Annotated in this window: 20 protein-coding genes; all 20 read left to right on the top strand. The window is 72.2% G+C overall.

Annotated elements, in window-relative coordinates; genetic code table 11:
* Positions 1–112: 112 nt before the first annotated feature.
* The 20 genes from EDD34_RS08930 (at position 113) to EDD34_RS09025 (ending at position 25,686) form a co-directional block, all read left to right on the top strand.
* Complete coding sequence (locus EDD34_RS08930) at positions 113–1,999, top strand: ABC transporter ATP-binding protein (protein ID WP_170177018.1); 1,887 nt, start codon at positions 113–115, stop codon at positions 1,997–1,999.
* Entirely contained in the window at positions 1,996–3,855 is a 1,860-nt protein-coding gene (locus EDD34_RS08935; protein ID WP_123814247.1) for an ABC transporter ATP-binding protein, read from the top strand. The genes EDD34_RS08930 and EDD34_RS08935 overlap by 4 nt, the downstream gene beginning before the upstream one ends.
* A gap of 81 nt (positions 3,856–3,936) precedes the next feature.
* Positions 3,937–4,569, top strand: a complete 633-nt coding sequence (locus EDD34_RS08940) for a hypothetical protein (protein ID WP_123814248.1) — start codon at positions 3,937–3,939, stop codon at positions 4,567–4,569.
* Between the two features lie 16 nt (positions 4,570–4,585).
* Entirely contained in the window at positions 4,586–5,047 is a 462-nt protein-coding gene (gene hisI, locus EDD34_RS08945; RefSeq protein ID WP_123814249.1) for a phosphoribosyl-AMP cyclohydrolase, read from the top strand.
* On the top strand, positions 5,044–6,630 hold the full coding sequence (locus EDD34_RS08950; protein WP_123814250.1) for an anthranilate synthase component I: 1,587 nt from the start codon (positions 5,044–5,046) through the stop codon (positions 6,628–6,630). Before hisI ends, EDD34_RS08950 begins: the two co-directional genes overlap by 4 nt.
* Complete coding sequence (locus tag EDD34_RS08955; protein WP_123814251.1) at positions 6,627–7,340, top strand: Trp biosynthesis-associated membrane protein; 714 nt, start codon at positions 6,627–6,629, stop codon at positions 7,338–7,340. The genes EDD34_RS08950 and EDD34_RS08955 overlap by 4 nt, the downstream gene beginning before the upstream one ends.
* A 58-nt stretch (positions 7,341–7,398) precedes the next feature.
* Positions 7,399–7,644, top strand: a complete 246-nt coding sequence (locus EDD34_RS08960) for an HGxxPAAW family protein (RefSeq protein WP_123814252.1) — start codon at positions 7,399–7,401, stop codon at positions 7,642–7,644.
* Positions 7,641–7,910 carry a DUF4190 domain-containing protein gene (locus EDD34_RS08965; RefSeq protein WP_123814253.1) on the top strand — a complete coding sequence of 90 codons (270 nt, stop codon included), beginning with the start codon at positions 7,641–7,643 and terminating at the stop codon, positions 7,908–7,910. Before EDD34_RS08960 ends, EDD34_RS08965 begins: the two co-directional genes overlap by 4 nt.
* Complete coding sequence (locus EDD34_RS08970) at positions 7,907–8,383, top strand: DUF2752 domain-containing protein (protein WP_123814254.1); 477 nt, start codon at positions 7,907–7,909, stop codon at positions 8,381–8,383. The genes EDD34_RS08965 and EDD34_RS08970 overlap by 4 nt, the downstream gene beginning before the upstream one ends.
* Positions 8,384–8,621: 238 nt before the next feature.
* Positions 8,622–9,437 (top strand): indole-3-glycerol phosphate synthase TrpC, encoded by an 816-nt coding sequence (gene trpC / locus EDD34_RS08975; RefSeq protein ID WP_123814255.1) that lies wholly within the window; start codon positions 8,622–8,624, stop codon positions 9,435–9,437.
* Positions 9,438–9,557: 120 nt separating this feature from the next.
* Positions 9,558–10,865: a tryptophan synthase subunit beta gene (trpB, locus tag EDD34_RS08980; protein WP_123814256.1), complete on the top strand. Its 1,308-nt coding sequence runs from the start codon at positions 9,558–9,560 to the stop codon at positions 10,863–10,865.
* Positions 10,862–11,740 carry a tryptophan synthase subunit alpha gene (trpA, locus tag EDD34_RS08985; RefSeq protein ID WP_425462349.1) on the top strand — a complete coding sequence of 293 codons (879 nt, stop codon included), beginning with the start codon at positions 10,862–10,864 and terminating at the stop codon, positions 11,738–11,740. Before trpB ends, trpA begins: the two co-directional genes overlap by 4 nt.
* A 27-nt stretch (positions 11,741–11,767) precedes the next feature.
* On the top strand, positions 11,768–12,670 hold the full coding sequence (lgt, locus tag EDD34_RS08990; RefSeq protein ID WP_342774818.1) for a prolipoprotein diacylglyceryl transferase: 903 nt from the start codon (positions 11,768–11,770) through the stop codon (positions 12,668–12,670).
* Between the two features lie 106 nt (positions 12,671–12,776).
* Complete coding sequence (gene gltB / locus EDD34_RS08995; RefSeq protein ID WP_123814258.1) at positions 12,777–17,318, top strand: glutamate synthase large subunit; 4,542 nt, start codon at positions 12,777–12,779, stop codon at positions 17,316–17,318.
* Positions 17,311–18,801 (top strand): glutamate synthase subunit beta, encoded by a 1,491-nt coding sequence (locus EDD34_RS09000; protein WP_123814259.1) that lies wholly within the window; start codon positions 17,311–17,313, stop codon positions 18,799–18,801. Before gltB ends, EDD34_RS09000 begins: the two co-directional genes overlap by 8 nt.
* Before the next feature lie 191 nt (positions 18,802–18,992).
* A complete protein-coding gene (pyk, locus tag EDD34_RS09005; protein WP_123814260.1) occupies positions 18,993–20,432 on the top strand; it encodes a pyruvate kinase in 1,440 nt (479 codons plus the stop codon).
* A 195-nt stretch (positions 20,433–20,627) separates the two neighbouring features.
* Entirely contained in the window at positions 20,628–21,947 is a 1,320-nt protein-coding gene (locus EDD34_RS09010; protein WP_123814261.1) for an ABC transporter substrate-binding protein, read from the top strand.
* Between the two features lie 276 nt (positions 21,948–22,223).
* Positions 22,224–23,537 (top strand): ABC transporter substrate-binding protein, encoded by a 1,314-nt coding sequence (locus EDD34_RS09015; RefSeq protein WP_246012270.1) that lies wholly within the window; start codon positions 22,224–22,226, stop codon positions 23,535–23,537.
* A 113-nt stretch (positions 23,538–23,650) separates the two neighbouring features.
* Complete coding sequence (locus EDD34_RS09020; RefSeq protein WP_123814263.1) at positions 23,651–24,763, top strand: carbohydrate ABC transporter permease; 1,113 nt, start codon at positions 23,651–23,653, stop codon at positions 24,761–24,763.
* Complete coding sequence (locus EDD34_RS09025) at positions 24,760–25,686, top strand: carbohydrate ABC transporter permease (RefSeq protein ID WP_123814264.1); 927 nt, start codon at positions 24,760–24,762, stop codon at positions 25,684–25,686. Before EDD34_RS09020 ends, EDD34_RS09025 begins: the two co-directional genes overlap by 4 nt.
* Positions 25,687–25,709: the final 23 nt, after the last annotated feature.

Genomic DNA, 25,709 nt, shown 5'->3' on the forward strand with positions numbered 1-25,709 from the left:
CCCAAGGAAACGAGGTCTCGCCGTGCCCTCAGCCGCGCCCAGAGCCACCCCCTCGGACGCCGCCGGCGACCCGGCCCCCGGTACCCACCGGCCCGGTCGCCATCCCCGGCCGATGACGCTGACGGGCTCGCGCACGCGCCGCTCGCTCGTCCTGATGTGGCGCGGTATGCGGGCCCACGCCGGCACCTACGTCCTGGCGGTGGCCGCCTCGGCGCTGTTCGGTGCCATGACCGTGGGTGTCAGCCGGGCCGTGGGCTGGGCCACCGACGCCGTCGTCGTCCCCGCCATCGCCGGTGACGCCGGGGCGCGGGAGCGCATCTGGGTCGCGGGCGTCGTCCTCGGCGTCGTCGCCCTCACGCTGGCCCTGTCCGTGGCCGGACGGCGCGTGTGGGCGGGCTACGGGTTCGCCGACAACATCGCCGACCACCGCAGCGCCCTGACCACGCAGTACCTGCGCCTGCCGGTGTCCTGGCACCGCGCGCACCCCGCCGGGCAGCTCCTCAACCACACCACCTCGGACGCCGAGGCCGCGAACGGCGTGTTCAACCCCCTGCCGTTCGCGCTCGGCGTCGTCGTCATGATCGCCACCGCCATGGTGATGCTCTTCTCCATCGACCCGTGGCTGGCCCTGGCCGCACTCGTGATCTTCCCGGTCACCGTCGTGGCCAACACCATCTACCAGCGCTTCATGTCCCCGGCCGTCACCCGGGCGCAGCAGCTGCGCGGTGACGTGGCGGATGTCGCGCACGAGTCCTTCGAGGCCGCGCTCCTGGTCAAGGCCCTCGGAACCGAGGGCCGCGAGGAGTCCCGCTTCGCCGCCACGGCGGGTGACCTGCGCGCCGCCAACGTGCGCGTCGGCGTGGTGCGCGCGATCTTCGACCCGGTGATCCAGAACCTTCCCGCGCTCGGCACGCTCGCCGTGCTCGCCGTCGGTACGTGGCGCGCCACCACGGGCGACGTCGAGGCCGGCGACGTCGTGAGCGCCGCCTACCTGCTCACCATGATGACGGTGCCGCTCATGGCGTTCGGCTGGGTGCTCGGCGAGCTGCCGCGCGCGCTCGTGGGCTACGACCGCATCTCGGAGGCCGTCGACGCGGAGGGCGAGCTGGCCTACGGCACCGGCCGGCTGCCCGTGTCCGACTCCGGCCTGGAGGTGCGGTTCGAGCACGTCGGGGTCGACGTCGCGACCACCGGGCTGGTGAGCGGGACCCGCACGCTCCTGGAGGGCGTGGACCTGACGGTGGCGCCGGGCGCGACGGTCGCCGTCGTCGGCCCGACGGGCGCGGGCAAGACCACGCTCGTCTCCCTGCTCGCGCGCCTGTCGGACCCCACGCACGGGCGCATCCTGCTCGACGGCGCCGACGCCCGCGACCTCGCCGCCGGCGAGATCCCCTCGCAGGTCGCCCTCGTCACGCAGAGCACGTTCGTGTTCGAGGACTCCGTGCGCGCCAACATCACGCTCGCGGACCAGGGGGCGGACGGCGCGCCGTCGGACGACCAGGTCTGGGAGGCGCTGCGGCTCGCCCGGCTCGACGACACGATCCGTGCGCACCCCGACGGCCTGGACGCCCCGCTCGGCGAGCGCGGTGCCAACCTCTCGGGCGGCCAGCGCCAGCGCCTCGCCATCGCCCGCGCGCTGGTGCGCCGTCCGCGCCTGCTCGTGCTCGACGACGCCACGAGCGCGGTCGACCCGCGGGTCGAGCAGGCGATCCTGCGCGGCCTCGCCGAGCGCTCCGCCGGGGCGCCGGGGCACGACGACGCCCCCGCGGGCACCACGGTGATCATGGTCGCCTACCGGATGAGCTCCGTCGCGCTCGCCGACACCGTGGTGCACCTCGACGACGGGGGCGTGGTCGACGTCGGGCCGCACGAGGACCTCATGGCCCGCGACGCCGGCTACCGCGAGCTCGCCACGGCCTACCAGGTCGAGGCGGAGCGCCGGGAGAAGGCCGCGGAGCAGGCCGACCGCGACGACGAACTGCAGGAGGCGGCCCGATGAGCACCACCACGGCGAAGCCGGGCACCGCCGAGGACGTCCTCGACGCCAACGGCGCGCGCATCGAGTCGGTGAGCGGCCTCGGGGTCTTCGCCACCCTGCGCCGCGGCATCCAGCTCTCCCCGGAGATGCTCGACGGGGTGTGGATCACCCTCGCCCTGGCGCTGCTCGCCGCGGGCGGCAAGGTCGTCGTGCCGCTGGCCGTGCAGCGCACCATCGACGACGGCATCCTCGCCGCGGACGGTCCGGACGCGGGCCGCGTGGTCACGCTCGCCGCGCTCGCCGCGGTGGGCCTGGTCCTGGCCGGGGTGTGCGCCGCCCTGGTCAACGTGCGTCTGTTCCGCTCCACGGAGGCCGGGCTGGCGACGCTGCGCACGCGGGCGTTCCGGCACGTGCACGACCTGTCGACCCTCACGCAGAACACCGAGCGGCGCGGCGCGCTGGTGGCCCGAGTGACCAACGACGTCGACACCATCTCGCTGTTCGTGCAGTGGGGCGGGATCATGCTGCTGGTCAGCGTCCTGCAGATCCTCGTCGCGACGGCGCTGATGGCCTGGTACTCACCGGTGCTGACGGTCGTGGTGTGGGTGTGCTTCGTGCCGATGTTCCTGTTCATGCGGGTGGGGCAGCGCAAGGTGAACGCCGCCTACACGCTCGTGCGCGAGCGGGTCGGGGCGATGCTGGGCGCGATCAGCGAGTCCGTGGTAGGCGCCGAGACCGTGCGCGCGTACGGCGTGTCCGAGCGCACCGGGCGGCGGATCTCGGGGGCCGTCGAGGCGACCCGGCGGGCGCAGCGGCGTTCCATGGAGCTCGTCGCGGTCGTGTTCTCGTCGGGGGTGTTCGTCGCCAACCTGGTCCTGGCCGTCGTGGTGGTGCTGGGCGCCTGGCTCGGCATCGGCGGCGCGCTGAGCGCGGGCGAGGTCGTCGCGTTCCTCTTCCTCGTGCAGCTGTTCACCGGCCCGGTGCAGATGGGGACCGAGATCCTCAACGAGATGCAGAACGCGGTGGCGGGCTGGCGCCGCGTGATCGCGGTCGTCGAGACGCCCGTGGAGGTGACCGAGGCCCCCGATGCCGTCGACCTGCCGCGCGGGCCGGCCCGCGTCACGCTGCGCGACGTCCGGTTCGCGTACTCCGGTGGCCCGGACGTGCTGCACGGCGTCTCGCTCGACCTGCCGCCGCGCACCAAGGTCGCCGTCGTCGGGCAGACCGGTTCCGGCAAGACGACGATCGCCAAGCTCGTCACCCGGCTCATGGACCCGGTGGACGGGACGGTCGAGCTCGACGGCACCGACCTGCGCAAGGTCTCGTTCGCGTCGCTGCGCGAGCGGGTGGTGCTGGTGCCGCAGGAGGGGTTCCTGTTCGACGGGACCGTGCTGGAGAACGCGGCGTACGGGCTGCGCGGCTCCGCGGGTACGACGACGCGGGGCGGACCGGGCGAGGCGCGTGCCGTCGTCGCCGGCGCCTTCGCGGAGCTCGGGCTGACCGACTGGGTCGAGACCCTTCCCGACGGGCTCGACACCCAGGTCGGCCAGCGTGGTGAGGCGCTCAGCGCGGGGGAGCGGCAGCTCGTCGCGATCGCGCGGGCCTTCCTCGCGGCACCGGACCTGCTCGTGCTGGACGAGGCGACGTCGGCGGTGGACCCGGCGGCCGAGGTGCGGATCGCCCGCGCGCTGGACTCCCTGACCGCCGGCCGGTCGACGATCACGATCGCGCACCGGCTCTCCACCGCGGAGGCGGCGGACCTGGTGGTGGTGGTCGACGCGGGCGAGATCGTCGAGACGGGCCCGCACGCCGAGCTGGCCGCCGCGGGCGGGATCTACTCCCGCATGCACGAGAGCTGGGTGTCGCAGACGCGGTGACTCCGGGTATTCCCCGGAAGGCACCCGGAGTTTCGGCGTACCGCCTGGTCAGTGTGGTGACCGTCAGGCTAGCGTCTGCGCGTGAGCGTCATCGACATCCCCCGCCCCGCGGCAGTTCCCGACTCTCCCGGTGGACCCCAGATCCTCCGCGGCCTGGGTCGCCCGCGGCGCGCGGTGTACGTGGTGCTGTCCCGCAGCAGTACGGTGCCGTCCCGGCTCATCGGCGTCATGACCGGGGATCGGCTGACACATGCCGCGCTGGCCCTCGACCCGGGCCTGGAGTACATGTTCGGGTTCGGGCGGCGCAGCCCGGCCAACCCCCTGTCGGGCTGCTTCCGGCGGGAGCGCCTGGACGACCCCCTGTACGAGCGGCTGGGCAGCCTGCCCGGGCTGGTCCTGGAGGTGCCGGTGACGGGGGCGCAGCACGACGGCGTGCTGGCCCAGGTGGAGGCGTTCCTGCTGGACGGGCACCGCTACCGGTACAACTTCGCGGGGCTGCTCGACCACGTCACCGGCCGCACCAGGGAGGACGCCTACCGGTTCTTCTGCTCCGAGTTCGTCTACCACGTCCTGCACCAGGCCGGCGTGTGCGACCTGCGCGTCCCGCGCGGCCAGGTGCGGCCGCAGACGCTGCTCTCGCTGCCCGGCCGGGTGGTGTTCGAGGGCGACCTGCTGCGGTATCGCACGCGGGACCGCAGCCTCACCCCCTCGTAGGTGGCAGGATTCTCCTGTGCAAGGTTCCAGTTCCGAGAATCCCCCGAGCCCTGGGCTCGATCCTACGATCGCCGACCGGCTGAAGCGGGACGACGCCGGACTCGTGGCCGCGATCGTCCAGCAGCACGACACCCGCGAGGTGCTCATGCTCGGCTGGATGGACGACGAGGCGCTGCATCGCACCCTGACGTCCGGCCGCGTGACCTTCTGGTCGCGCTCGCGCGGCGAGTACTGGCGCAAGGGCGACACCTCGGGTCACGTGCAGCACGTGAAGGCGGTGAGCATCGACTGCGACGGCGACACCCTGCTCGTCGAGGTCGACCAGGTCGGCGCCGCCTGCCACACCGGCGCTCGCACGTGCTTCGACGCGGGGGGCGACCTCGGCGCCGTACCGGCCGGACCGGAGCCCACGACGGCGGGCGCCGGAGCCCGCACCACCGCGGCCGGCCCGGCCGGCGACCGGGAGGACGACCGGTGACCCGGCAGACGACCGCCCCCGCGCCCGCCGGCGCCCCCGCCGACCTCGCCTGGGGCGACACCTGGCCCGGCCTCGCCGACTTCCGCGCGCTCGCCCCCGACCGCCGCGTCATCCCCGTGGTCCGCAAGGTGCTCGCCGACGACACCACGCCCGTGGGCCTCTACCGCACCCTCGCGGCCGGCGCGGGCTCGTTCATCATGGAGTCGGCCGAGGCGACGGGCGAGTGGTCCCGCTGGTCGTTCGTGGGCGTGTCCTCCCGCGCCGTCCTGACGTCGGCCGAGGGCCGCGCGCACTGGGCCGGGGACGTCCCCGTCGGGATCCCGGCCGAGGGCGACGTGCTCGACGTCGTACGGGCCACCCTGGAAGCGCTGCGCACCCCGCGCCTCGCCAACCTCCCGCCCTTCACCGGCGGCCTGGCGGGGTCGCTGGGCTGGGACGTCGTGCGCCACTGGGAGCCCACGCTGCCCGCGGACGCCCCCGACGAGCTGCACGCCCCCGAGCTGGCGCTCTGCCTGGCCACGGACCTCGCGGTGGTGGACCACCGGGAAGGCACGGTGTGGCTCGTCGCCAACGCGATCAACGGGGACGGCACCGCGGAGCGGGTCGACGAGGCCCACGCCGACGCCGTCGCCCGGATCGACGCGATGCAGGCCCGCCTCGCGGCCGGGACGCCGCCGGTCACCACGATCGTCGACCCGGCGGCGCCCGGCGAGCCCGTCCCCGTCGAGCCCGCCCTCGAGTTCCGCTCCACCCGCCAGGAGTTCGAGGACGCCGTGGCCACCGCCAAGGAGGCCATCCGCGACGGCGAGGTCTTCCAGGTCGTCCTGTCCCAGCGCCTCGACCTGGACTGCCCGGCCGACCCGCTCGACGTGTACCGCGCGCTGCGCACGATCAACCCGAGCCCGTACATGTACTACTTCCGGCTGCAGGACTCCGGGGCGCGCCCGGTCGCCGTCGTCGGCTCCAGTCCCGAGACGCTCGTCAAGGTGAGCGACGGCCACGTCACCACCTATCCGATCGCCGGGTCCCGCCCGCGCGGCACCCACCCCGAGGAGGACGTGGCGCTGGGCGAGGAACTGCTCGCCGACCCGAAGGAGCGCGCCGAGCACCTCATGCTCGTGGACCTGTCCCGCAACGACCTCGTCAAGGTCTGCGAACCCACCTCCGTGGAGGTGGTGGAGTTCATGCGGGTGCGCCGCTTCAGCCACATCATGCACCTGTGCTCCACGGTGGTGGGCCGGCTCCGCGGCACCGCCACCGCGCTGGACGCGCTCCGCGCCACGTTCCCGGCCGGAACCCTCTCCGGCGCGCCGAAGCCCCGGGCCATCGCGCTCATCGACGAGCTCGAACCCGCCTCGCGCGGCATCTACGGCGGCACCGTCGGCTACTTCGACTTCGACGGCGACATGGACATGGCCATCGCCATCCGCACCGCGATGATCTCCGGCGGTCGCGCCCACGTGCAGGCCGGCGCCGGGATCGTCGCCGACTCCGTTCCCCGCCTCGAGTACGAGGAGTCACGCAACAAGGCCGCCGCCGCCGTGCGCGCCGTCCAGCTCGCCGCGAGGTTCCGTCCGGCATGAGCGATCCCGCGGCCACGACCCCGCACACCCGGCGCAAGCCCACCGCGCTGACCCGCTCCCGCGCGCTCTGGGCGCTCCTCGCCCTCGGCGGCGGAGCGCTCGCGACGACGTCCGCCACCTGGGTGACCACCGAGGTGGCGACGGCCCTGCGGCCCGACGTCGCCGTGGCGGCCACCGGCGCCGAGGCCGCCCCGGTGGTGGGCGCCGCCGCGCTCGTGCTGCTCGCCTGCGGGCCCGCGCTCGCCCTGACCGGCCGTGCGGGCCGGTACGTCGTCCTCGCGGTCGCCGCGCTCGCCGGGGTGGGCGTCACCGCCGGCGCGCTCGCCGTCGTCGCCGACCCGGGCGCCGCGGGCACGTCGGCGGCCGCCGAGACCACCGGCGTCACCGACCTGACCGCTCCCGTCGTCCTGTCCCCCTGGCCGTGGACGACGGCGGTCGCGGGCGCGCTCGCGGTCCTGGTGGCGGTCGCGGCGGTTCTCGCGGCCCGCCGCTGGCCCGCCGCCTCCCGCCGCCACGAGCGCGGCGGCGCGCGGGGCGAGGGCACCTCCGCCGGCGCTCCCGGAACACCCGACGCCGCCGGAGCGGCGACAGGGCCCGGATCCGCGGAGGCCGCGCCCGTGAGCGGACCGGCCGCCGGGGACGAGCCCGACCCGGCCGGCGACTGGGACGCCCTCAGCCGTGGCGAGGACCCGACGCGCGATGACCGATAGGCTGGGCCGGGGCGGCAGGGCCGTCCGGAATTCTGACGTCGAAAGGCACCACACCACGATGACCGAGAACCAGTCCGCAGCCACCGAGGTCGCCTACCTGCCGGAGGCCGCCCCGCCGGACAACCACGGGCACACGGTGGCCGCTTGGGTCACGATGACCGGCATCATGGTCGGCGCCCTGCTGTCGGCGGTGGGCGTCGTCGTGGACGGCGGATTCTGGATGTTCTGGGTCGGCCTGGTGGTCTGCGTCGGCAGCCTCGTGGTGGGCGGCGTGCTCAGAGGGATGGGCCTGGGGCAGCGATGAGCGGGACGGCGCCCGGCCGGGCACGCAACTCGCTGGGCGTCTGGTCCCTCGTGCTCGGCGGTGCGTCGTTCCTGCTCTTCCTGGGCGTCCTGACCGGCGTCCCGGCGATCCTGGTCGGCAACGACGGCCGCCGCGCGGTACGGGCCGGCGAGGCCGACAACGAGAACGTCGCGATGGCGGGCGTCCTGCTGGGCTGGGCGTCGGTGGCCGTGACGCTGGTCGGCGCCGGCGTGATCGCCTACCTCATGGTGGCGGACGGCCGATGACCGAGCCGGCGACGACCGTCGTGGTGGCGCGGGGCGAGCACGTCCCGGCCCGGGCGGACGGTGCTCCGCCGCCGCTGCGTCAGCGCCTGCGGGCGCCCCTGGTCACGGCCGGCGCGGTCGGCGCGGGAACGCTGCTGCTGGCGTTGCGCACCCCGCACGAACCGAACAGCTACGGCTTCTGCCCGCTGCTGGTGTTCACCGGATGGGCGTGTCCGCTGTGCGGGGGCCTGCGCGGGACGTCCGAGCTGGCGCACCTCGACCTGGCGGGCGCGTGGGCGATGAACCCGCTGTGGGTGCTGCTGGCACCGGCGCTGGTGGCGCTGTGGGCGGTCTGGTTGCTGCGCCGGGCGCGCGGGCGGGCGGGCCCCCGCCTCCCGTCCTGGACGCCCTGGGCCCTTCTGTGGTCCCTGGTGGCCTTCGGCGTGCTGCGCAACCTCCCGCCGCTGGTCCCGTACCTGACGCCCTGGCTCTGACGCCGGCGCCCGCGGAGGCCCCACGCGGTGCTCGTGACGCCCGATCCTCACGGGCCACGGACCACGGACTTCGCCGGCCGCGCGGGAGTTCCGGGCTGCCCGGATGGTCCGCATGGTCCATGCTGGGAACACACACCGTCCCGACAGGTGGCAAGTGACCGGGACACCGCCCGCGACGTCCTACGATGAACCGCGGAGCGGACACCGCAGCTCAGGCAAGCGCACGGGAGGCACACGTATGGCGGTCCTGGACGACATCGTCGCAGGGGTCCTCGAGGACCTCGCGGAGCGTAAGGCGCGCACACCGCTCGACGACCTGAAGGAGAAGGCGCAGCGCGTCCCCGGCGCGCTCGACGCCGTCGGCCGGCTCAAGGACCCCGAGGCCGTCGCCGTCATCGCCGAGGTGAAGCGGTCCAGCCCGTCCAAGGGATCACTCGCCCCCATCACCGACCCGGCCGCGCTCGCGGTCGAGTACGCGCGCGGAGGCGCGGCGGCGATCTCCGTGCTCACGGAGCAGCGCCGGTTCTCCGGGTCGCTGGCGGACCTGGACGACGTGCGCGCCCGCGTGGACGTGCCCGTGCTGCGCAAGGACTTCGTCGTCACGCCGTACCAGGTGTGGGAGGCCCGCGCGCACGGCGCCGACATCGTGCTCCTCATCGTGGCCGCGCTCGAGCAGACGGTGCTGACGTCGCTGATCGAGCGCGTGCACTCCCTCGGCATGACCGCGCTGGTCGAGGCCCACGACCTGGAGGAGGTGCGCCGCGCGCTGGACGCCGGCGCCCGCGTCGTGGGCATCAACCACCGCAACCTCAAGACCCTCGAGATCGACATGACGGTGTTCCAGCGGCTCGCCCCCTACGTCCCGGACGACGTGGTGCGGATCGCGGAGTCCGGCATCGGCGGTCCCCGGGACGTCATGGAGATGGCGCGGGCGGGGGCCGACGCCGTCCTCGTGGGCGAGGCCCTCGTGACGGGCGAGGCGCCCCGCGCCTCGGTGGCGGACCTCGTGGCCGCGGGCGCTCACCCGTCGCTGCGGTCCGTGCGTCCCTCATGAGGCGGCCGCCCCTGACCTCGCACGACACCGTCGCGCACGACGGACACGGCCACGACGGCCGTCGTCGGCGATGAGAACGACGAGAACGACGAGACCGCAGCACCGCAAAGGAGAGCACCCATGAGCCTGGCCGAACGCCTGGCGGACGTGACCGGGCCGTACTTCGGTGAGTTCGGCGGCCGGTTCGTGCCGGAGGCGCTCATCGCGGCCCTCGACGAGCTGGAGACCGAGTACGCGAAGGCCGCCGGCGACCCGGCGTTCGGGGCCGAGCTCGCCCGGCTGCACCGCGAGTACACCGGTCGGCCGAGCCCGCTGACCGAGGTGCAGCGCTTCGCGGCGCACGCGACGGGCGAGGAGCGTCCCGGCGCGTCGCACCCGGGCGTGCGCGTGCTGCTCAAGCGCGAGGACCTGAACCACACCGGCTCGCACAAGATCAACAACGTGCTGGGCCAGGCGCTGCTGGTCAAGCGCATGGGCAAGCGCCGCGTGATCGCGGAGACCGGGGCGGGCCAGCACGGCGTCGCCACCGCCACCGCCGCCGCCCTGATGGACCTCGAGTGCGTCATCTACATGGGCGAGGAGGACACGCGCCGGCAGGCGCTGAACGTCGCCCGGATGCGGCTGCTCGGCGCCGAGGTGGTGCCGGTGACGGCCGGCACGCGCACCCTGAAGGACGCGATCAACGAGGCGCTGCGGGACTGGGTGACGAACGTCGAGCACACGCACTACGTGCTGGGCACCGTCACCGGGCCGCACCCGTTCCCGGAGATGGTGCGGCAGTTCCACCGCATCATCGGCGAGGAGGCGCGCGAGCAGCTGCTGGAGCGCACGGGCCGGCTGCCGGACGTGGTCGCGGCGTGCGTGGGCGGCGGTTCGAACGCGCTCGGCATCTTCAACGCGTTCCTGGACGACGAGGGCGTGGCGCTGTACGGCTTCGAGGCCGGCGGCGAGGGCGTCGAGACCGGCCGGCACGCCGCGCGGTTCTCCGGCGGCTCGCCCGGCGTGCTGCACGGCGCCCGCTCCTACCTGCTGCAGGACGACGACGGACAGACCCGCCCCAGCCACTCGGTGTCGGCGGGGCTGGACTACCCCAGCGTCGGCCCGGCGCACTCGTGGCTGCACGACCTGGGCCGGGCGGAGTACGAGCCCGTGACCGACGTCGAGGCGATGGACGCGTTCCGCCTCCTGTGCCGCACGGAGGGCATCATTCCCGCCATCGAGTCGGCACACGCGCTGGCGGGCGCCCTGAGGCTGGGCCGGCGCGCGGTGTCCGAGGGCCGGACCGGCCCGGACGGCGCGCCGTACACGATCCTCGTGAACCTGTCGGGCCGCGGCGACAAGGACGTGGCCACGGCCGCGCGATGGTTCGGGCTGCTGGACGACGGAGCCGCGGCACAGGAGCTGGAGAAGATGGAGGGACGAGGGTGAAGGTCTCGACGAGCCCGGTGACCGGGCCCGGCGGCGCGGCAGGTCTCGCGCCACGCACCGGTGAGCTGATCGCGCGTCTGCGCGACGAGGAGAACCGGCCCGCGCTGGTGGGCTACCTTCCCGTGGGGTTCCCGGACGTGGAGCGGTCGGTCGAGGCTCTGCTGACGCTCACCGACAACGGGGTGGACGTCATCGAGCTGGGTATCCCGTACTCGGACCCCGTGATGGACGGCCTCGTGATCCAGGAGGCGGCCCAGGTCGCGCTGGACGCCGGCGTCCGGGTGGCGCACGTCTTCGAGGCGGTGCGGCGGATCCGGGAGCACGCGCCCCACGTCGCCGTGCTGGTGATGACGTACTGGAACCCGGTGCTGCGGCACGGTGTCCGGGAGTTCGCCACGGACCTGGCCGCCGCGGGCGGCTCCGGGCTCATCACGCCGGACCTGATCCCCGACGAGGCCGGCGACTGGATCGCCGCGAGCGACGAGCTCGGCCTGGACCGGGTGTTCCTCGTGGCGCCGAGCTCCACGCCGGACCGGCTGGCGCTCACCGCGCGCGCGTCGCGCGGGTTCGTCTACGCGGCGTCGCTCATGGGTGTCACGGGCGTGCGGACCAGCGTGGGGGACCGGGCCGAGAGCCTGGTGACCGACACGCGGGCGGCGGGCGCGGAGCACGTCTGCGTCGGGATCGGCGTGTCCACGGGGGCTCAGGCCGCCGAGGTGGGCCGCTGGGCCGACGGCGTGATCGTCGGTTCGGCCCTCGTGCGGCCCCTGCTCGGGGACGAGCCGTGGGAGGAACGTCTCAGGAATCTGGCCGGGGTCACCCGTGACCTGGCTTCCGGGGTACGGTCGGCACGTGCCGCGCACGGCGCGCACTGACCCGCCGCCGAGCACCCCGGAGCATACGTGATCCCGTCGTGGCTTCCCGCGAGCCTGCCCAGCCCGCCCGAGCACACCTGGTACCTGGGCGTCGTCCCGGTCCGGGCGTACGCGGTGGCGCTGCTGGCGGGGATCGTGGTGGCGGCGTGGGTCACGATGTCGCGCTGGCGGGCGCGCGGCGGTGACCCGTGGGACGTCGTGAACCTGGCGTTCTGGATGGTGCCGTTCGGCATCGTCGGCGCGCGGGTCCACCACGTGCTGTCCCTGCCCGGCACCTACTTCGGGCCCGGCGCCGATCCGCTCGCCGCGCTGCGCGTCTGGGAGGGCGGCCTGTCCTTCTGGGGCGCGCTGGCGTTCGGCGCGCTGGGCGCCTGGATCGGCTGCCGGACGCGTGGCCTGCGGCTCTCCTCGTTCGCCGACGCGCTGGCGCCGGGCCTGTTCCTGGGGCAGGCGGTCGGGCGCCTGGGCAGCTGGTTCAACCAGGAGCTGTACGGCCCGCCCACCGACCTGCCCTGGGCCGTGGAGATCGCGCGGGAGCATCTCGTGACGAACCCCGCCACGGGTGTCGCCTACCCCGAGGGCACCACCTTCCACCCGACCTTCGCGTACGAGATCCTGTGGTACCTCGCGGCGGCCGGAGTTCTACTTTTCCTCGACCGGCGGTTCAAGTTCGGTCATGGCCGGGTATTCTGGGCGTACGTCGTGCTCTACACTCTCGGCCGGGTCTGGATCGAGATGATGCGGATCGACGAGACGGAGATCCTGCTGGGTCTCCGGCTCAATGTCTGGACGTCGGTGGTCCTGGGCCTCGTGGCTCTGGCAGTCTCGGCAGTCCTGGCACGCCGGTTTCCTCAGCGGGAGGAATCGGTGGAACGGGAACCGGGTCCGGCCACCACCGGGCCGGTACCCGAGACCATGCGAAGGGCGTGAGCGACCGACCACCCATCGGTGACGCGCCCAGTCCGATTCCGGGCCGACGGCGCCCCGGTGACCAGTTCGATGTGCGTCCGGCGTGCCCGGACGTCTGTGAGGATCCATGACCATGCCGTTGCACCGGACCGAAGCCCGAGGGCTCTACGACCCGTCCGCGGAGCATGATGCCTGCGGTGTGGCGTTCGTCGCCACGCTCCGCGGCACGCCCGGACGTGACATCGTGGACGCCGGTCTGACCGCTCTGCTGAACCTCGACCACCGCGGCGCCGTCGGCGCGGAGGAGGACACCGGTGACGGCGCGGGCATCCTGACGCAGATCCCCGACGCGTTCCTGCGGGACGTGGTGGACGGCGAGCTGCCGCCCGCCGGCAAGTACGCCATCGGGATGGCGTTCCTGCCCACGGACGAGGCGGAGCGCGACCAGGTGGTCGCGCGCGTCGAGGCCCTCGCGGCCGAGGAGAAGCTCGACGTGCTCGCCTGGCGGGACGTCCCGGTCGACGCCTCGATGGTGGGCCCCACGGCCCGCGCCACCATGCCGGTGTTCCGCCAGCTCGTGGTGGCCGACCCGTCCCGTGAGCTCGGCGGCATCGACCTCGACCGGCGCTGCTACCGCCTGCGCAAGCGCGCCGAACGGGAGCTGGACCTGTACTTCGCGTCGCTGTCCGCGCGGACCGTCACGTACAAGGGCATGCTCACCACCGCCCAGCTCGAGCCGTTCTTCGGGGACCTGCAGGATCCGCGCTACGCGACGGAGATCGCGCTCGTGCACTCGCGGTTCTCCACGAACACGTTCCCGTCCTGGCCCCTGGCCCAGCCGTTCCGCACGATCGCCCACAACGGCGAGATCAACACCGTGCGCGGCAACCGCAACTGGGTGGCCGCCCGCGAGGGCACCATGGCCTCGGACGTGCTCGGCGACTTCGACCAGCTCCGCCCGGTGTGCTCGCCCGGCGCGAGCGACTCGGCGAGCTTCGACGAGGTGCTGGAGCTGCTGCACCTGTCCGGCCGCTCCCTGCCGCACGCGGTGCTGATGATGGTGCCGGAGGCGTGGGAGAACCACACCGAGATGGACGCCGACCGGCGTGCGTTCTACGAGTACAACGCCAACCTGATCGAGCCGTGGGACGGCCCGGCCGCCCTGACGTTCACCGACGGCGAGCTGATCGGCGCCGTGCTGGACCGCAACGGCCTGCGTCCGGGCCGGTTCTGGGTGACCGACGACGGCCTGGTGGTCCTCGCCTCCGAGGCCGGCGTGCTCGACATCGACCCCGCCTCGGTGGTGCGCAAGGGCCGCCTCGAGCCCGGCAGGATGTTCCTGGTCGACACCGGGTCGGGCCGGATCGTCGAGGACGACGAGGTCAAGACGGGCCTCGCCACCCGTCACCCGTACCGCCAGTGGATCGACGAGCAGTCCGTGCACCTGGACGACCTGCCCGAGCGGGAGCACGTCGCGCACAGCACGGCGTCCGTGCGCCGCCGCCAGCGTGCCTTCGGGTACACGGAGGAGGAGCTGAAGGTCCTCCTGACCCCGATGGCGTCCTCGGGCGCCGAACCGCTCGGCGCGATGGGGTCCGACACCCCGATCGCGGTGCTCTCGCAGCGCCCGCGCCTGCTGTTCGACTACTTCACGCAGATGTTCGCGCAGGTGACGAACCCGCCGCTGGACGCCATCCGCGAGGAGCTGGTGACGTCGATCGGCAGCGCCATCGGCCCGGAGCCGAACCTGCTCGCCGACCTGCCGGAGCACGCGCGCAAGCTCGTCGTCGGCTTCCCGGTGCTCGACAACGACAAGCTCGCCAAGATCGTGCACGTCGACCGGGACCCGCAGCTCGAGGGCATCTTCCGCAGCGAGGTGGTGCGCGGGCTGTACGACGTGTCGGGCGGGGGAGCGGCGCTGCACGCCCGCCTCGAGGAGATCTTCGCCGAGGTCGACGCCCACGTGGAGGCCGGCGCGAGCTTCATCGTGCTGTCCGACCGGCACTCGACCGCCGAGCTCGCCCCGATCCCGTCGCTGCTGCTGACCAGCGCCGTGCACCACCACCTGGTGCGCAAGCACACCCGTACCCGGGTCTCGCTCGTGGTCGAGGCCGGTGACGTGCGCGAGGTGCACCACGTCGCGCTCCTGATCGGGTACGGCGCCGCGGCGGTCAACCCGTACCTCGCGATGGAGACGGTGGAGGACCTGGCCCAGCGCGGCTACCTCGGAGTGACCCCCACCGCCGCGGTCGGGAACCTCATCAAGGCCCTCGGCAAGGGCGTGCTCAAGGTGATGTCCAAGATGGGCATCTCCACGATCATGTCCTACCGGGGCGCCCAGATCTTCGAGGCCGTCGGCCTCTCGCACGAGCTCGTGGAGAACTACTTCACCGGCACGACGTCGCGCCTGGGCGGCATCGGGCTCGACGTCATCGCGGCCGAGACCGCGGCGCGGCACGCCGAGGCGTACCCCCGCTCGGGCAACCGCGGCCCGGCCGACCGGCTCACCACGGGCGGCGAGTACCAGTGGCGCCGCGACGGCGAGGAGCACCTCTTCGACCCCGAGACGGTGTTCCGCCTGCAGCACGCCACGCGGGAAGGGCGGATGGACGTCTTCCGCCAGTACACCCGCCGGGTGGACGAGCAGTCCCAGCGGCTCATGACCCTGCGCGGCCTGCTGCGCTTCAGCCCGGACCGCGAGCCGGTGCCGATCGACGAGGTCGAGCCCGTGTCCGAGATCGTCAAGCGGTTCAACACCGGCGCGATGTCCTACGGCTCCATCTCCGCGGAGGCCCACGAGACGCTCGCGATCGCGATGAACCGGCTGGGCGGCCGTTCCAACACGGGCGAGGGCGGCGAGAACCCCGAGCGGCTCTACGACGCCGAGCGTCGCAGCAAGGTCAAGCAGATCGCCTCGGGCCGCTTCGGCGTGACGTCGGAGTACCTGACCAACGCGGACGACATCCAGATCAAGCTCGCCCAGGGCGCCAAGCCGGGCGAGGGCGGGCAGCTGCCCGGCAACAAGGTCTACCCGTGGGTGGCGCGCACCCGGCACTCGACGCCCGGCGTCGGCCTCATCTCGCCGCCGCCGCACCACGACATCTACTCGATCGAGGACCTCAAGCAGCTCATCCACGACGCCAAGAACGCCAACCCGGCCGCGCGGATCCACGTCAAGCTCGTGAGCGAGTTCGGCGTCGGCACGGTCGCCACGGGCGTGTCCAAGGCGAGGGCGGACGTCGTCCTCATCTCGGGGCACGACGGCGGCACCGGGGCGTCCCCGCTGACGTCGCTCAAGCACGCGGGCACGCCGTGGGAGATCGGCCTGGCCGAGACCCAGCAGACGCTTGTCCTGAACAACCTGCGCGACCGCATCACCGTCCAGGTGGACGGCCAGATGAAGACCGGCCGGGACGTCGTCGTGGCCGCGCTGCTCGGCGCGGAGGAGTACGGCTTCGCCACGGCGCCGATGGTCGTCTCGGGCTGCGTCATGATGCGCGTGTGCCACCTGGACACCTGCCCGGTCGGCGTGGCGACGCAGAACCCGGAGCTGCGCAAGCGGTTCACGGGCAAGCCGGAGTTCGTCGTGAACTTCTTCGAGTTCATCGCCCAGGAGGTCCGCGAGCACCTCGCGGCGCTCGGCTTCCGCTCCCTGGAGGAGGCGGTGGGCCACGTGCGGGTGCTGGACACCCGCAAGGCCGTGGACCACTGGAAGGCGCAGGGCCTCGACCTCGGCCCGGTGCTGGAGCACATCGAGCCGCCCGCCGGCTCCGCCCTGCACCGCACCCAGGAGCAGGACCACGGCCTGGACCGTGCGCTCGACAACCAGCTGATCTCGGCCGCCGGGCCCGCCCTGGAGCGCGGCGAGCCGGTGAGCGTGCAGTTGTCGGTGCGCAACGTCAACCGCACGGTGGGCACGCTGCTGGGGCACGAGGTGACCAAGCGGTACGGCGGCGAGGGCCTGCCGGACGGCACGATCGACGTGACCCTCACCGGGTCGGCCGGACAGTCGTTCGGCGCGTTCGTCCCCCGCGGCGTCACCTTGCGCCTGTACGGCGACGCCAACGACTACCTGGGCAAGGGTCTCTCGGGCGGCCGGATCGTGGTGCGCCCCGACCGGGCCGCGGTGCTCGACGGCGCGGCCAACGTCATCGCCGGCAACGTCATCGGGTACGGCGCCACGTCCGGCGAGGTGTTCCTGCGCGGGCGGGTCGGCGAGCGCTTCGGCGTGCGCAACTCCGGCGCCACGCTGGTCACCGAGGGTGTGGGCGACCACGCCTGCGAGTACATGACGGGCGGCACCGTGCTGGTGCTGGGCCCGACCGGCCGGAACGTCGGCGCGGGCATGTCCGGCGGCGTCGCGTACGTGCTGAACCTGCGCGACGGCGCGACGAACGCCGCCGCGCTCGCCGCGGGCGAGCTGTCCCTGGCGCCGCTCGACGACGACGACTGGGACACGGTCCGCGACCTGCTGGAGCGGCACCGGGCCGAGACGGGCTCGCTCGTCGCCGGCGAGCTGCTGGAGGACGCGAACGCGCGCGAGCGCTTCACGCGCGTCCTGCCTCCCGGCTGGGCCCGCGTGCGCGAGGCACTGGCGACGCATCATCTGGACGAGAACGAGTGGGACCCCGCGCAGTGGGACCGGATCATGGAGGTGGCTCGTGGCTGACCCGCGTGGGTTTCTGAAGGTGACGGAGCGGGAGCTCCCGCCGAACCGTCCCGTCGAGGTGCGACTGCTGGACTGGAAGGACACGCACGACGTGCGGGTCGACGGCCAGCCCTTCCTCAAGGAGCAGGCCGGGCGCTGCATGGACTGCGGCATCCCGTTCTGCCACCAGGGCTGCCCGCTGGGCAACCTCATCCCCGAGTGGAACGACCTCGTGTGGCGCGGCCAGTGGGGCGACGCCATCGACCGTCTGCACGCGACCAACAACTTCCCGGAGTTCACCGGGCGCGTGTGCCCCGCCCCGTGCGAGACCTCGTGCGTGCTGGGCATCAACCAGCCGGCCGTGACGATCAAGAACGTCGAGGTGTCCATCATCGACGAGGCGTTCGCGCGCGGGCTCGTCACCCCGCACGTGCCCGAGCGGCTGACCGACTCCACGGTCGCCGTCGTCGGCTCCGGCCCGGCCGGGCTCGCCGCGGCGCAGCAGCTCACGCGTGCCGGGCACACCGTCGTCGTGTACGAGCGGGACGACGCGATCGGCGGCCTGCTGCGGTACGGCATCCCGGACTTCAAGCTGGAGAAGTGGCACATCGACCGCCGTCTGGCGCAGATGGAGGCCGAGGGCACGCGCTTCCGGCCCGGCGTGGAGATCGGCCGGGACATCTCGTGGGACGCGCTGCGCCGCCGGTTCGACGCGATCGTCGTCGCCACGGGCGCGACCGTCCCGCGCGACCTGCCCCTGCCCGGCCGGGACCTGGACGGCGTGCACTTCGCGATGGACTTCCTCACGCCGCAGAACCACGTGGTCGCGCGGGCCGGGGAGGACGGAGAGCTGCCGGCGCTGCCGGAGGACGCGCCGTCGGCCGCGGGCCGGCACGTCGTCGTCATCGGCGGCGGCGACACCGGCTCCGACTGCGTCGGCACCGCGCTGCGCCAGGGCGCCGCGAGCGTCACGACGCTCGCCATCGGCCGCAAGCCGCCGATCGATCGCCCCGCGAACCAGCCGTGGCCGACCGACCCGATCCTGTTCGAGGTCTCCACCTCCCACGAGGAGGGCGGCGAGCGGAAGTACCTCGCCTCGACCGTCGAGTTCACCGACGACGGCGAGGGCCGGGTGCGCTCGCTCAAGGTCGCCGAGACGGAGTACCTGCCGGGCGGCGGGCGTGGCCCCCGGGCCGGCACCGAGCGGGAGATCCCGGCCGACCTGGTCCTGATCGCGATGGGCTTCACCGGGCCGGAGACGCAACCGCTCGAGGAGCAGACCGGCATCGAGATCACCGACCGCGGCCTCGTGGCGCGCGGTGAGGACTACGCTGCCAGTCTGCCGGGCGTGTTCGTGGCCGGTGACGCGGGTCGCGGGCAGTCGCTCATCGTGTGGGCCATCGCGGAGGGCCGCGCCGCGGCCGCCGCGGTGGACGAGTACCTGGCGGGCGGCACCGAGCTGCCCGCCCCGGTGCGCCCCCGCACCCACGCCCTACGGGCCTGACCCCAGGGCGCCGACAGAAAGTTCACCTGACGTTGTACCCGCCCACAGCGCGTCATGCCTGTGGGCGGGCATAGCCTGAGTACCGAGAAGACCATGGCCCGAACGCGGCCATGCGGACCCCGAGCCTGTGTTCGTGCCTCTGCCTCGCACGTACAGACGCGCGGGCGCCGCGAGATGACGAGGCTGGAGACATGCGCAGAGCAAAGATCGTGTGCACCATCGGACCCGCGACGGCGTCGCCCGAGCGACTGCGGGAGCTGGTGGACGCCGGCATGAACGTGGCGCGAATCAACCGCAGCCACGGCGAGCAGTCCGAGCACGCGGAGATCATCAAGAACGTCCGGCAGGCCGCGGAGGACGCCGGCACCTCGGTGGCGGTCCTCGTGGACCTGCAGGGCCCCAAGATCCGCCTGGGCCGGTTCGCCGGCGACGAGAAGCACTACCTCGAGGTCGGTGACCGGTTCACCATCACGACCGAGGACGTGGAGGGCACCAAGGAGCTGGTCTCCACCACGCACAAGGGCCTGCCCGAGGACGCCCGCGTGGGTGACCCGATCCTCATCGACGACGGCAAGGTGCGCGTCGTGGTCGAGGCCGTGGAGGGCCCCCGCGTCGTGACGCGCGTCGAGGTCGCCGGGCCCGTGTCCAACAACAAGGGCCTGAACCTGCCGGGCGTGGCCGTGTCGGTCCCCGCGCTGTCCGGGAAGGACACCGACGACCTGCGCTGGGGCCTGAGCCAGGGCGCCGACTTCATCGCCCTGTCCTTCGTACGCTCCGCCAAGGACTACGAGGACGTGCGCCGGATCATGGAGGAGGAGAACCGCACGGTTCCCGTGATCGCCAAGATCGAGAAGCCGCAGGCGGTCGACAACCTCGCCGAGGTCGTGGCGGCGTTCGACGGCGTCATGGTGGCCCGCGGCGACCTCGCCGTCGAGATGCCGCTCGAACAGGTGCCGCTCGTGCAGAAGCGGATCGTCGAGCTCGCGCGCCGCAACGCCAAGCCGGTGATCGTGGCCACGCAGGTCCTGGAGTCGATGACGAACTCGCCGACGCCGACCCGCGCCGAGGCGTCGGACTGCGCGAACGCGGTGCTCGACGGTGCGGACGCCGTGATGCTCTCGGGCGAGACGTCGGTGGGCGAGTACCCCATCCTCACCGTCCAGACGATGGCCCGGATCATCGAGGCGACCGAGGGTGCCGGCCGCGAGCGGATCGCACCGTTGGGCTCGACGCCCCACACCCGCGGTGGTGCGATCACGCGGGCGGCGGCCGAGATCGGTGAGCGGCTGGGCGTGAAGTACCTCGTGACGTTCACCCAGTCGGGCGACTCGGCGCGGCGCATGTCACGGCTGCGCTCGTCGATCCCGCTGCTCGCGTTCACGCCGGAGGCGGGCGTGCGCAACGCGCTGTCGATGACGTGGGGCACCACCCAGTACCTCGTGCCCAAGGTGGACAACGTGGACGCGATGGTCGACCAGGTCGACACGACCCTGCAGGCCAACGGGCTGGCCGAGAAGGGCGACCTCGTGGTCGTCGTCTCCGGCGCGCCCGTGGGCGTGCCCGGGACCACCAACTCGATCCTGGTGCACCGGATCGGGACCAAGGCCGACGGGCGGACCCTGACCGCCTGACACGGACGAAGCGGGCGCGGGCGCGCGGGCGGGGAGATCTCCCCGCCCGCGCGCCTTTTTCATCCTTGTCGGCGGGCCCCGAGGTGTGGAAGCGTTACCAGCCAACATCGGACGGCCGGTCGCCGTCCCGCGGTGGCACGGGGGCAACCGCTGACGACGACGTCAGGCACCACCAACGAGGGTGAAGAGCGAGACATGATCAGAAAGACCCGTGCCACCTCCGCGGTCGGCATCATCGCCGTGACCGCCACGCTGGCCGGCTGCGCAGGCATTCCCGGCGCCGACGCCGAGCAGGAGGACGGCGGCCCCGTCACACTGACGATCACCACGTTCGGGACCATGGGGTTCGAGGGCCTGTACGAGGAGTACGAGAAGAGCCACCCCGGCATCACGATCGAGGCGACCAACTACGACCAGGGCGGTGAGGCCCGGGACGCGCTGTTCGACGCCTTCGCCTCGGGCGCCACGCCTCCCGACGTCGTGGCTCTCGAGGAGGGATGGCTCGGGCAGGTGATGGCCGTGGACGACAAGTTCGTCGACCTGCGGGACTACCACATCGACTCGGCGAGCTGGCGGTGGGTGCCGTGGAAGTACGAACAGGGAACGGCCCCGTCGGGACGGGTCATCGGGGCCGGGACCGACATCGGCCCGATGGGGCTCTGCTATCGCAGGGACCTGTTCGCCGCGGCCGGCCTGCCGACCGATCGCCGGGAGGTCGCGAAGTACTTCGAGGCCGACGGCGGCGGCTGGGACCGGTACTTCGACGTCGGGCGTGAGTACCGCGCGGCGACCGGCAACGCCTGGTACGACCAGCCGCTGTACGTCTGGAACGCGATGGTGAACCAGCTCGGCCAGGGCTACTACGACATCGACGGCCGCCTCATCGTCCGCGAGAACGCCGAGCTCCGGGCGCAGTGGGAGCGCCTGGCCCAGGCGCAGGCCGACGGGCTCTCCGCCGGCGAGGCGGCCTGGGACTGGGACGGCGGCACGGCGTTCACCGACGAGTCGTTCGCGACGTTCATGTGTCCCGCATGGATGCTCGGCGTGGTCAAGGACCAGCTGGGCAACGCCGGAGGGGGCCCGGAGACCGGCTGGGACTTCGCCGACGTCTTCCCGGGCGGCGCCGCCAACTGGGGAGGATCGTTCCTGGGCGTACCGGCGGACTCCCGCCATCACGACGCGGCCGTCGAGCTGGTGCTCTGGCTCACCAAGGCCGAGCAGCAGGAGGAGGCCTTCAAGGTCGCCGGGACCTTCCCGAGCACGGAGGAGATGGTCACCGTCTTCCAGAAGTCGCAGGAGGGTGACCCCGTCTTCGGCGGCGCGCCGGTCGCGGCGATCCTCGCGCGCCGGACCGATGGCGTGCGGTCGCAGTACAAGGGACCGCTCGACTCCCAGATCCAGGACGACGCCTTCGGCTCCGCGCTGACCGCGCTGGACCAGGGGGAGCTGACCGCGGACGAGGCGTGGAAGCGGGCGCTCGCCGACGTGGACGAGCTGGCGGAGGGCCAGGGGTGATCCCGGGGGCGACCGCGACGGGCGGGCGGCACGAGGGGCATGAGAGAGGCACGAAAGGGTAACGATCTAACCGGTCAGCAACCGGATCGTGCCTGATGCCGTTCGAAGGCTGTGGTCGGTCCCGTTTCGGGACTTGACGAGGCGTCCGGACCTTGGGCAACATGGCGTCCACACACGATGGAAGCGCTCCCACGCACCTCGTGGGCGGCGTCCCCCCAGAGACGTGCCGCCTCGGTATGTCGCAAGAAAAACGTCAGTAAGACAAAGGAGTCAACCGTGCACAGAAGCACACGATCACAGGGCCGTCTCGCGGCCACCGCCGGAATCTCGATTCTGGCGCTCAGCCTGTCGGCGTGCGGTGGCGGCAGCAACGACCAGGGTGAGGGCGAGGGCACCAGCGACGAGCCGATCACCCTCACCGTCGCGACGTTCAACGACTTCGGGTACACGGAAGAGCTCCTGGCGCAGTACACCGAGGAGCACCCGAACGTCACGGTCGAGCAGACCGTCGCCGCGCGGTCCGAGGACGCGCGCACCAACCTCACCACCAAGCTCGCCGCCGGTGGTGCGGGCCTGGCGGACGTCGAGGCCATCGAGATCGACTGGATGCCCGAGCTCTCCCAGTATCCCGACCTGTTCGAGGACCTGGCCGACCCGGAGGTCGAGGGCCGCTGGGTCGACTGGAAGGTCGAGCAGGGCACGGCGAACGGCAAGCTCATCGGTTACGGCACCGACATCGGGCCGGAGGCCATCTGCTACCGGCAGGACCTGTTCGAGGAGGCCGGCCTCCCGTCGGAGCCGGCCGAGGTCGCCGAGCTGCTCGGTGGCGAGGACGCGACCTGGGACGACTACTTCGCCGCGGGCGAGGAGTTCGTCAAGGGCTCCGACGCCGCGTGGTACGACGTCGGCACGTCGATCTACCAGGGCATGGTGAACCAGGTCGAGGCCGCCTACGAGAACACGGACGGCACGCCGATCCCGCTCGCGGACAACTCCCAGGTCCAGGACCTGTTCGAGACCGTGACGGCGCAGAACGAGGCCGGGCTCTCCGCCGGTCTGGAGCAGTGGAGCGACGACTGGAACGCCGGTTTCCAGAAGGACGCCTTCGCGACCATGCTCTGCCCCGCCTGGATGACGGGCCCGATCGAGTCCAACTCGGGTGGCATCGACGGCTGGAACATCGCCGACGTCTTCCCGGGTGGCGGCGGTAACTGGGGCGGTTCGTTCCTCACCGTCCCGGCCTCGGGCGAGAACGTGGAGGCCGCCAAGGAGCTGGCGAAGTGGCTGACCGCTCCGGAGCAGCAGACCACCGCGTTCGAGAACGCCGGTACCTTCCCCTCGCAGATCGAGGCGCAGGAGTCGGACACCGTTCAGTCCTTCACGAACGAGTTCATGAACGGTGCCCCCGTGGGTGAGATCTTCACCAACCGTGCCGCGAACATCGAGGTGAACCCGTACAAGGGCCCGAACTACTTCTCGATCCACACGACGGTGCAGGACGCGATCCTGCGTGTGGAGGTGGCGAAGTCGGACGAGCCGGACGCCTCGTGGGAGAAGGCGCTCTCGGCCTACGACGAGCTCGGCCTCTGACCTGAGGCCTTCGACGGGCTCGGCCGCCGCCACTCAGGCCGGTTGCCGAGCCCGTCGTGACATGTACCCGCCCGCCAGCCCATTCGCCGCGCGCTGCTGACCAGGAAGACGACATGGCCGCACTCACCACCACGGAATCCGAGACAGGTTCCGCACCACCAGCGGCGCGACCGCCGCGCAAGGTCGGCTTCTCACAGAAGCTGAGCCGTTGGGACGTCAAGGTGTCCCCGTACCTGTACATCTCGCCGTTCTTCATCCTCTTCGGGTTGACCGGACTGTTTCCGCTCGCGTACACGGCCGTCGTGTCGGTCTACGACTGGAACCTGCTGGGCGGACAGGGCGACTTCGTCGGCCTCCAGAACTACGTCGACGTGCTCAACCAGCCCACCTTCTGGAAGTCGCTGGTCAACACGTTCTCGATCTTCCTGCTGTCCGCCGTCCCCCAGGTGATCATCGCGATCACCCTCGCGGCTCTGCTGGACCAGAACCTGCGCAACGCCACGTTCTGGCGGATGGGCGTGCTCGTGCCGTACGTCGTGGCACCCATCGCCGTCTCCCTGATCTTCGGTCGGCTGTTCGCCGACCAGTTCGGCCTCATCAACGGGTTCCTCGGGGTGCTGGGCCTCGATCCCGTGGGATGGCACTCGGACCGGTTCGCCAGCCACATCGCGATCGCGTCGATGGTCAACTACCGGTGGACCGGCTACAACACCCTGATCTTCCTCGCGGCGATGCAGGCGGTGCCGCGTGACCTGTACGAGGCGGCGACGATCGACGGCGCGGGCCGTGTGCGCCAGTTCTTCTCCGTCACCGTGCCGCAGATCCGCGCCACCATCATCTTCGTCGTGATCACCGCGAGCATCGGTGGCCTGCAGATCTTCGACGAGGTGAAGCTGTACGACGTGTACGGCCAGGGAGGCTCGGACCGCCAGTGGATGACGACCGTGCTCTTCCTGTACGAGACCGCCTGGGGGAACCAGCGAGATCTGGGCCGCGCCGCGGCCGTCGCATGGATGCTCTTCCTCATCATCCTGGTGATCGGGTTCATCAACTTCAAGTTCAGTACCAGGATCGCGTCGTCGGGTCCGAAGGCTCCGAAGGTGAGCCGAGCCGTGACACGCCGCCTGCTCGCCGAGGCGAGGTCCGCCGGCGCGGAGAGCGCCGCCCGGCGCGGCGACCAGCAGTCCACCACGACGACCGACACGACCGACCGGAGTGACTCATGAGTTCCGTCGCTGCCGCTGCGCAGGGCGCAGGAAAGGGTGCCGCGAAGGCCGCCGCTCGCAGGCGTGTGCGCCGCCAGAAGCACCACGGTGAATCCGCGGTCCGGCGTCCGGGGTGGATCACGTACGCGGTGCTGGGGATCGCGCTCGTGATCTCGGCGTTCCCGCTGTACTACACGCTGCTGCTGGGATCCTCCGACCAGGTGACGATCTCGCAGGAGGTGCTCCCGCAGCTCCTGCCGGACGCGAGCATCTTCGAGCGGTTCGCCGACGTCATGGGCAACAGCCAGGTCAACTTCTGGCTCGCGCTGGCCAACTCCGTCATCATCTCGGTCACCATCTCCGTGGCGACGGTCCTCACCTCGACGCTCGCCGGGTTCTCGTTCGCGAAGCTGCGCTATCCGGGCCGGAACGCGCTGCTCGTGTTCGTCATCGCGACGATGGCCGTGCCGACGCAGCTCGGCGTGATCCCCATGTACATCCTGATGTCGGAGATCGGCTGGGTGGGCAAGATCCAGGCGGTCATCGTGCCGGCGCTGGTCAGTGCGTTCGGCGTGTTCTGGATGACCCAGTACCTCGACTCGGCGCTCCCGTTCGAGCTGATCGAGGCCGCGCGGGTGGACGGCGCGTCGATGTTCCGCACGTTCTGGTCCATCGCGCTGCCGGCCGCGCGCCCGGCGGCGGCGATGCTCGGCCTGTTCATCTTCGTGATGCAGTGGACGATGTTCTTCTGGCCGTCGATCATCCTCGGGTCACAGAATCCGACGCTACCGATCGCGGTACAGAATCTGACGGCCGGCTATCACGACGACTACTCCCTCATCATGGCGGGCGTCTTCCTCGTCACGCTGCCGCTGCTGATCATCTTCGCGGTGATCGGCCGCCAGCTCGTCGCGGGCATCATGCAGGGCGCGGTGAAGGGATGATCGCCGGCCGGTGACCTGTGAGC

Origin of the sequence: Myceligenerans xiligouense, from assembly GCF_003814695.1 — a bacterium.
GTDB lineage: Bacteria > Actinomycetota > Actinomycetes > Actinomycetales > Cellulomonadaceae > Myceligenerans > Myceligenerans xiligouense.

Coding starts and splice junctions, on each gene's coding strand:
- EDD34_RS08955 (WP_123814251.1), top strand. CDS start 6,627: ATGAGCGATCCCGCGGCCACGACCCCGCACACCCGGCGCAAGCCCACC.
- EDD34_RS08970 (WP_123814254.1), top strand. CDS start 7,907: ATGACCGAGCCGGCGACGACCGTCGTGGTGGCGCGGGGCGAGCACGTC.
- EDD34_RS08935 (WP_123814247.1), top strand. CDS start 1,996: ATGAGCACCACCACGGCGAAGCCGGGCACCGCCGAGGACGTCCTCGAC.
- EDD34_RS08965 (WP_123814253.1), top strand. CDS start 7,641: ATGAGCGGGACGGCGCCCGGCCGGGCACGCAACTCGCTGGGCGTCTGG.
- trpB (WP_123814256.1), top strand. CDS start 9,558: ATGAGCCTGGCCGAACGCCTGGCGGACGTGACCGGGCCGTACTTCGGT.
- EDD34_RS09020 (WP_123814263.1), top strand. CDS start 23,651: ATGGCCGCACTCACCACCACGGAATCCGAGACAGGTTCCGCACCACCA.
- EDD34_RS09025 (WP_123814264.1), top strand. CDS start 24,760: ATGAGTTCCGTCGCTGCCGCTGCGCAGGGCGCAGGAAAGGGTGCCGCG.
- EDD34_RS08960 (WP_123814252.1), top strand. CDS start 7,399: ATGACCGAGAACCAGTCCGCAGCCACCGAGGTCGCCTACCTGCCGGAG.
- EDD34_RS08930 (WP_170177018.1), top strand. CDS start 113: ATGACGCTGACGGGCTCGCGCACGCGCCGCTCGCTCGTCCTGATGTGG.
- trpC (WP_123814255.1), top strand. CDS start 8,622: ATGGCGGTCCTGGACGACATCGTCGCAGGGGTCCTCGAGGACCTCGCG.
- gltB (WP_123814258.1), top strand. CDS start 12,777: ATGACCATGCCGTTGCACCGGACCGAAGCCCGAGGGCTCTACGACCCG.
- EDD34_RS09010 (WP_123814261.1), top strand. CDS start 20,628: ATGATCAGAAAGACCCGTGCCACCTCCGCGGTCGGCATCATCGCCGTG.
- pyk (WP_123814260.1), top strand. CDS start 18,993: ATGCGCAGAGCAAAGATCGTGTGCACCATCGGACCCGCGACGGCGTCG.